Raw genomic sequence first — 7,768 nt, 5'->3', positions numbered from 1 at the left:
AGTCTGTTCTACATCCACCAGGATTCGGAATTGTTCTTCGACGGCGACACCGGCGACACCGCGGCGGGGTTGCCGAGCCAGCGTACCGGCGTCGAATTCACCAACGACTACCGCATCGCCTCGTGGCTCCATGTCGACGCCGACCTGGCGCTCTCGCGCGCCCGCTTTCTCGGCTATGATCAGACCCAGGCGGCGCTCTACCAGTCGCTGGCCGGCTTTGCGCAGGCGCAGATCGGCAATGCGCCGGGCGACTACGTCTACAACGCGCCCTGGATGGTGGCCTCGGGGGGCGTCACGCTGGGCGAGAAAACCGGCTGGTTCGGTGCGCTGCGCTGGCGCTATATCAGCTCGCGGCCGCTCACCGAGGACGGCGCCTTCCAGTCACCGCCGATGAATGTCTTCAACGGTACGGTGGGCTACCGGTTCGAGAACGGCTGGCGCATCCAGATCGACGCGTTCAATCTGCTGAACTCGACGACCGACCAGTCGACCTACGCCTACGGTTCGCTGCTCACGACCGACGCGCTGTTCGCCTTGTGCAACCCCGCGCGCGGTCCTTCCACGATTCCCGCAGCAGTTTGTCAGAACGGTGTGATGGACTATGTCTACCATCCGATCGAGCCGCTCGCCATTCGGCTCACGCTCGCCGGATCGCTCGATACGGTCAACGTCAAGGCGATGACCGCCGAGCTCAAACGGGCCGTTCCAGCCTATCAGGGCCCTGCGGCGAATTACGATTGGACCGGTTTCTACTTCGGCGGCCATATCGACGACAGCTGGTCCAAAGCTGCCGGCGGCACCATCGACACCGTGGCTGGTACCGCATCCGCGCCGATCATCGCGGGATCACCGAACTGGCATGGCGGCATTCAGGCGGGCTACGACTACATGATGCCGTCCCGCGTGGTGATCGGCCTGTCGGCCGACGTGTCCTCCGGCGGCACCAGGGTGAACACGGCCACCGACGCCTCCGGCGTCAGTGCGAACCAAACCGCGGTGTTTGACAGCGAAGCCGTGCGCGCGCGCCTCGGTTATGCCGTCGACAATATTTTATTCTACGGAACGGGCGGCTGGGCATGGTCGAACAATCAATATATCCGAGCACAACTGACAGGCACCTTCAATAACGCAAACGCGGGCACGGACGAGGCCGTCAATACCTACCTCAGCGGCTGGACCGCGGGCGCGGGAATGGCCTATGCGTTCGCGCAGAGCTGGAACGTTTTCGCCGAGTATCGTTATACAAGTTACGGATCGTCCACCATCGCGCTGCCGTTCTCGCAGCTTTCCACGACGTCGACGACCAGAGTGAGCGAGGTCGAGCTCGGCGTGAATTATAAGTTCAATTCGGGCCCCCCGGCGGCGGCCGGCACAACGACGGTAGCAGACTTGCAGCGCGCCGCCTCGGCGCCGGTGCAGGCCACCAAGGCGCACGCCGCCGCCGAGGTCTACAATTGGAGCGGTTGCTACGTTGGCGGGGACGGCGGCTATGGCTGGGGACGATCGAATGGAACCCTGATGATTGCGGCAGGAGTGGCCGTGGCGCCGTATTCCTACGATGTGACCGGTCCTTTCTCCGGCCTTTTCATCGGCGGCAATTATCAAATCAACCGGTTATTGGCCGGCGTGGAGGGCGACTGGCAGCGGGCCAACCTGACCGGCAACAATGAAACCCAGTCGCCGATCGGCGCGGCGGGTGCCTTTCCAGGAGGTCCTTTTACGATTGCGACGACGATCAGGGACGTAGGCTCGATCAGGGGCCGGCTCGGCCTTGCGTTCGATCGCTTCCTGGTGTTTGGAACCGCAGGCTGGGCCTGGGGCAATCCTTCGCAGTCGTACGCTCTTCTTGGATCGGCTCCGTTCGTCAGCCACGGCGGCAACGCCTTTGGCTGGACGGCCGGTGCCGGGCTCGATTACGCCTTCACCAAGGATGTCTTCGGGCGCGTTGAGTACCGTTATGTCAATCTCGAGACGCCAGGCTTCGTAAACCTCGCCACGAATTCCGCCGACGCCGGCAACCGATTGCCGGTCAGTGATATGCGTGTCGGTATCGCGTACAAGTTCAACCCGAGTTCGCCGATCTGATCGCCGATTGATTGACGGCGATTATCTCAGTCAATACGTCGCGCGGCCGCCGGAAATGTCGAACACCGCCCCGGTGGAGAACGCGCAATCCTCCGAGGAAAGCCACGCCACCATCGCCGCCAGTTCTTCCACCAGCACGAAACGGCCCTTTGGTATTTTCGACAGCATGAAGTCGATGTGCTGCTGCGTCAGCTGCTCGAAGATCGCGGTCCTGGCGGCGGCGGGGGTGACCGCGTTGACGGCGATCTCGTAACCGGCGAGTTCCTTGCCGAGCGATTTGGTCAGCGCGATCAGGCCGGCCTTGGAGGCCGAGTAGTGCGCCGCGTTGGGATTGCCTTCCTTGCCGGCAATCGAGGCGATGTTGACGATGCGGCCGTAGTTCTGCTTCACCATCGCCGGCACGATCGCCTTGCAGCAGATGAAGGGCCCGTCGAGATTGATGCGCAAGACCTTGCGCCATTCATCGAGGTCGGTTTCCCAGACTGTCTTGTTGATGCCGGCGATGCCGGCATTGTTGACCAGGATGTCGATCCTGCCGAGCGCGGCCAGCGTGGCGTCCCGCGCCTGTTCGACCGTCGCCGGATCCGACACATCGACCTTGAAGGCGCTGACATCGGCGCCGATTTCCCTCGCGGTCTTCTCGGCCAGCGGAGCGTCATGATCCCAGATCGCGACCTTGGCGCCGGAAATGACAAAACGCTCGGCGATGGCGCGGCCAAATCCCTGCGCCCCGCCGGTGACGACGGCGCTTCTGCCGTTCAGATCGATCTTGTTCATTGGTGGGATCCTTTTACAGCGTCCAGCCGCCATCGATGAGGTGGGCGACGCCGGTGGTGAAGGCGCTTTCGTCGCTGGCGAGATAGACCGCAAGGGCTGCGATTTCTTCCGCGGTGCCGAGGCGGCCCATCGGTTGCCGGCTGACGAACATGTCGCGGCCCCCGGGGCCTGCGGCGGCGGCGCGGTCGAGCATCGAGGGCGTTTCGATGGTGCCGGGGCAAATGCAGTTGCAGCGGATGCCGCGAGTGACAAAGTCGGCGGCGACCGCGCGGGTCAGCGCCGCCACCGCGGCCTTGGTGGCGGCGTAGACATAGCGGTTGGGGGCGGCCTTGAACACGCCGGCGGCCGAGGAGATGTTGACGATCGAGCCGCGGCCGGCCGCCAGCATATCGGGCAGGAATGCCCGGATCGTCCGGTGCATCGACTTGACGTTGAGGTCGAAGGAAAAATCCCAGTCCTCGTCGGAGCAGTCCAGCACCGTGCCGTTATGCACGAAGCCCGCGGCATTGAGCAGGATGTCGACGCTGCCGACCCGCTTCGCCATCGCGCGGACCGCGGCAGTGTCGCGAACGTCGAGCCGCGCCACCTCGGCGGTGCCTTGCGCGGCGAGGCTCGCGAGGCCCTTCTCGTCGATATCGGTGGCAAACACCAAAGCACCCTCGCGCGCAAAGGCTGTCGCGCAGGCCCGGCCAATCCCGGCCGCGCCTGCGGTCACGAAAGCGCGCTTGCCCTTGAGGCGGTCTGACATTCAAGTCTCCCTGGAGTCCGACATGCATTGCTATCCCGTCATTGCCTGATGCGGAGGGTGGGCAAAGGCGCTTTTGCGCCGTGCCCACCATTGACGGATGCGAAAGGATGGTGGGCACGCCAACGACCCGCGCATTCGCGCGGCTCGTCGGCTTTTGCCCACCCTACGAAAGCTGCACCTCAAGTCGGCCGATCTCCTAATGATTATCCCGCGCGACGCCAACGCGGCCGGCGATGTCGTGATAGCGGGTGGCAAATTCCATGCAGGCGCCGGTGGCCTGCTGGCCGACGGTCGAGCGATAGAGTTCCTGCCACGGCGTCTGGTTGGCCGGATAGGGGAAGCCGCCTTGCGCCTTGAGGTCGGCGCGGCGCTGTGTGATCTCCGCCTCCGGGATCAGGATGTTGGCGCTGCCCTTGTTGAGATCGACGCGAACCTTGTCGCCGGTCTTGAGGATCGAAAGGCCGCCGCCGGCGGCGGCTTCGGGTGTGGCGTTCAGGATCGACGGCGAGCCCGAGGTGCCGGACTGCCGGCCATCGCCGATGCAGGGCAGCGCCAGGATGCCGCGTTTGATCAGCGCCGCCGGCGGCTGCATGTTGACCACCTCGGCGCCGCCGGGATAGCCGATCGGGCCGGTGCCGCGCACGAACAGGATGCAGCGCTCGTCGATATCGAGCGCGGGATCGTCGATCCGCCGATGATAATCCTCCGGCCCCTCGAACACGATGGCGCGTCCCTCGAACGCATTCGGGTCTTTGGGATTGACCAGATAGCGATCGCGGAATTCCTTGGAGATCACGCTGGTTTTCATGATCGCGGAGTCAAAGAGGTTGCCGCGCAGCACCAGGAAGCCGGCGTCCTTCACCAGCGGCTTGTCGTAACTCCAGATCACGTCGCCGTCGGGCTTGGGCGCATTGCGGCAGTTTTCGCCCATGGTGTGGCCGTTGACCGTCATGGCGTCTTCATGGATCTTCTTGGCCTGCATCAGTTCGCGCACCACGGCGGGCACGCCGCCGGCGCGATGATATTCCTCGCCAAGGTAGAACCCGGCCGGCTGCATGTTCACCAACAGCGGTATGGCGTGGCCGTAAGCCTGCCAATCCTCGATCGACAGTTCCACGCCGATGTGGCGGGCCAGCGCGTTGATATGAATCGGCGCGTTGGTCGAGCCGCCGATTGCCGAATTGACGACGATGCAGTTTTCGAACGCCTTTCGCGTCAGGATGTCAGACGGCTTCAAATCCTCCCAGACCATGCCGACGATGCGGGTGCCGGTTTCATAGGCGATCTGGCCGCGCTCGCGGTAGGGTGCGGGGATCGCGGCGCAACCGGGGAGCGACATGCCCAAGGCCTCGGCCAGCGAGTTCATGGTGGAGGCGGTCCCCATGGTGTTGCAATGGCCGACCGAGGGCGCCGAGGAGGCCACGATGTTCATGAACTCCTCGTAGTCGATCTCGCCGGCGGCCAGGTGCTCGCGCGCCTTCCAGACCACGGTGCCGGAACCCGTGCGTTCGCCGTTGTGCCAGCCATTCAGCATCGGTCCGCCCGACAGCACGATCGCCGGCAGGTTGACGGTCGCCGCCGCCATCAGGCAGGCAGGCGTCGTCTTGTCGCAGCCAGTGGTCAGAACCACGCCGTCCAGGGGATAGCCGAACAGAATTTCCACGAGGCCAAGATAGGCGAGGTTGCGGTCGAGCGCCGCGGTCGGGCGCTTGCCGGTCTCCTGGATAGGATGCACCGGGAATTCCATCGCGATGCCGCCGGCGGCGCGGATCCCCTCCCGGACCCGGTGGGCCAGTTCGAGATGATGGCGGTTGCATGGCGAAAGATCATTGCCGGTCTGCGCGATGCCGATGATCGGCTGACCGGACTGCAGTTCGTGCCGGGTCAGGCCGAAATTGAGATAGCGCTCGAGGTACAGCGCGGTCATGCCGGGGTTATGAGGGTTGTTGAACCACTCGCTGGAACGAAGTTTGCGCCTGGTGACGCCGGTAAGCGGCTTGTTCATTGTTTTTCTCCCGCACTGCACAAGCCATGAGCGCATAAGCCTTGGCGTGATGCGTCATTTTTGTGCGTATTTTTCGTATTGGCGGTGGATGTTTGCATGTCAATGCTCCCTTCGCAATGTCGGTGGGAACGGTAAAGCCTTACGACTTTGATCCAACGACATCACCAAGAAAGTCTGGTAAGACCCCGGACCAACAACAGAATGACGGCGGCATGACCGCCTGGCTCAAGTCGATCGGGGAGGCTATATCCATGTCGTCGGTGCAGATTCGCGATGTCCGGAAGTCGTTTGGCGGCTTTGAGGTGCTGCATGGCGTGTCGATCCCGATCGAGGACGGCGCCTTTGTCGTGCTGGTCGGCCCTTCCGGCTGTGGAAAAACGACCCTGTTGCGAATGCTGGCGGGCCTGGAAAACATCACCTCCGGGACGATTTCGATCGGCGACCGCGTCGTCAACAATGTCCAGCCCAAGGAACGCGACATCGCGATGGTGTTCCAGAATTACGCGCTCTATCCGCACATGACGGTCGCCGACAATATGGGATTTTCGCTGAAACTGCGAGGCGCGAGGGCCGACGAAATCAGCAAGGGCGTCAATCGCGCCGCGGAAATCCTGGCGCTGACGCCGCTGCTCGACCGCTACCCGCGGCAATTGTCGGGCGGACAGCGCCAGCGCGTCGCGATGGGCCGCGCCATCGTGCGCGACCCGCAGGTGTTCCTGTTCGACGAGCCCTTGTCCAACCTCGACGCCAAGCTGCGGGTGGCGATGCGCACCGAGATCAAGGAACTGCATCAGCGGCTGAAGACCACAACGGTCTACGTCACCCACGACCAGATCGAGGCCATGACCATGGCCGACAAGATCGTGGTGATGCATGACGGCATTGTCGAGCAGATGGGCTCCCCGCTCGAACTGTACGATCGCCCCGAAAACCGCTTTGTCGCCGGTTTCATCGGCTCTCCGGCGATGAACTTCCTCGAGGGCAAGCTCGTCTCCAACGGTCAGCTCTATGTCGAGACCGCCAATGGCAGTCGGCTGCCGATCGCGGCGGCGCCCACGGCGTCCGATGGCAAGCCCATCGTGTACGGCGTTCGCCCCGAACACCTGGAAATGGCCGACGACGGGATCGAGGCCGAGGTCGTGGTCGTCGAACCGACCGGCGCGGAAATCCAGGTGGTGGCGCGGATCGGCACCCAGAACATCATCGCCGTGTTCCGCGAGCGCCATATGGTCATTCCCGGCGAGAAAATCCATCTGAGGCCACGTCCCGACCTGGCCCATCTGTTCGACAAGGTCACCGGCCAGCGCCTGTAGCTCGTCTGCAAGCGAACCGGACCACCCAGAGCCAACAAAGTCCATGACAGGGAGAACGAAACAAAATGAGTGATTTCAACAGACGTGACGTCCTTAAGGTCGGAGTCGGTGCGACCGCGGCGTTGGCCGGGTCCAGTATCGTGCCGGTACGCGCGGCCGCCTGGACCAACACGCCCGAGAAGGACGCCTCGATCCGGGTTTTGCGCTGGAAGCAGTTCATCCAGGCCGAGTTCGACAAGTTTGCCGAACAGACCAGGAAGTTCACCGAAAAGACCGGCGTCAAGGTGAAGCTCGAGGCCGAAAGCTGGGAAGACATCCGGCCCAAGGCCGCGGTGGCCGCCAATGTCGGCGCGGGCCCGGACCTGATCATCGGCACCCTCGATGATCCCTTCAAGTTTCCGGAGAAGCTGATCGACGTGACCGATGTCGCCGAGTATCTCGGCGCCCAGTATGGCGGCTGGTATCCGGTGGCGGAGAAATACGGCAAGAAGGACAACACTTGGATCGCTATCCCGCAAGGCGCCACCGGCGGCTGCATGAACTACCGCATCAGCCACATGAAAGCGGCTGGCTTTGAGGAGTTTCCGAAGGATTTGCCGGGTTTCCTCAAGCTCTGTCAGGGGCTCAAGAAGAACAACACGCCGCCCGGCTTCGCCCTCGGCCATGCCACCGGCGACGCCAATGGATGGTGCCAGTGGCTGTTGTGGGCTCACGGCGGCAAGGTCGTCGATGCCAAGGACCAGGTGGTGCTCGATTCGCCGGAAACCGTGGCGGCGCTGGAATACGCCAAGCAACTCTATCAGACCTTCATTCCGGGCGTGCTGTCCTGGAACGACTCCA

6 protein-coding genes are annotated in these 7,768 nt (G+C 63.3%); 3 read left to right on the top strand and 3 right to left on the bottom strand.

The window, feature by feature from the left end:
• Window positions 1–2,085, top strand: a 2,085-nt coding sequence (locus ABSG20_RS24315; RefSeq protein WP_423867049.1) for an outer membrane protein, incomplete at its 5' end; no start/stop codon positions are given.
• 30 nt (window positions 2,086–2,115) lie between these two features.
• Here the strand turns inward: ABSG20_RS24315 and ABSG20_RS24310 are convergent.
• The 3 genes from ABSG20_RS24310 to ABSG20_RS24300 form a co-directional block, all read right to left on the bottom strand.
• Window positions 2,116–2,862, bottom strand: a complete 747-nt coding sequence (locus tag ABSG20_RS24310; protein WP_423867048.1) for an SDR family NAD(P)-dependent oxidoreductase — start codon at window positions 2,860–2,862, stop codon at window positions 2,116–2,118.
• Window positions 2,863–2,875: 13 nt separating this feature from the next.
• On the bottom strand, window positions 2,876–3,610 hold the full coding sequence (locus ABSG20_RS24305) for an SDR family oxidoreductase (RefSeq protein ID WP_423867047.1): 735 nt from the start codon (window positions 3,608–3,610) through the stop codon (window positions 2,876–2,878).
• Between the two features lie 196 nt (window positions 3,611–3,806).
• The gene (locus ABSG20_RS24300) at window positions 3,807–5,615 is read right to left on the bottom strand and encodes an IlvD/Edd family dehydratase (protein ID WP_423867046.1); all 1,809 of its coding nucleotides are present in this window, start codon (window positions 5,613–5,615) and stop codon (window positions 3,807–3,809) included.
• A 251-nt stretch (window positions 5,616–5,866) separates the two neighbouring features.
• On the opposite strand from ABSG20_RS24300, the gene ABSG20_RS24295 reads away from it, so the two are divergent.
• Entirely contained in the window at window positions 5,867–6,928 is a 1,062-nt protein-coding gene (locus ABSG20_RS24295; RefSeq protein WP_423867050.1) for an ABC transporter ATP-binding protein, read from the top strand.
• Window positions 6,929–6,993: 65 nt separating this feature from the next.
• The coding region (locus tag ABSG20_RS24290; protein WP_423867045.1) for an ABC transporter substrate-binding protein at window positions 6,994–7,768 on the top strand (775 nt) is incomplete at its 3' end.

It is taken from the genome of Bradyrhizobium sp. (assembly GCF_049512235.1).
Classification (GTDB): domain Bacteria; phylum Pseudomonadota; class Alphaproteobacteria; order Rhizobiales; family Xanthobacteraceae; genus Bradyrhizobium.
This window is presented reverse-complemented; position numbering and strand designations above follow the sequence as displayed.

What these genes read in the sequence shown, in the direction of transcription:
- ABSG20_RS24300 (WP_423867046.1), bottom strand. Translation starts at nt 5,615, where the DNA reads ATGAACAAGCCGCTTACCGGCGTCACCAGGCGCAAACTTCGTTCCAGC.
- ABSG20_RS24295 (WP_423867050.1), top strand. Translation starts at nt 5,867, where the DNA reads ATGTCGTCGGTGCAGATTCGCGATGTCCGGAAGTCGTTTGGCGGCTTT.
- ABSG20_RS24305 (WP_423867047.1), bottom strand. Translation starts at nt 3,610, where the DNA reads ATGTCAGACCGCCTCAAGGGCAAGCGCGCTTTCGTGACCGCAGGCGCG.
- ABSG20_RS24310 (WP_423867048.1), bottom strand. Translation starts at nt 2,862, where the DNA reads ATGAACAAGATCGATCTGAACGGCAGAAGCGCCGTCGTCACCGGCGGG.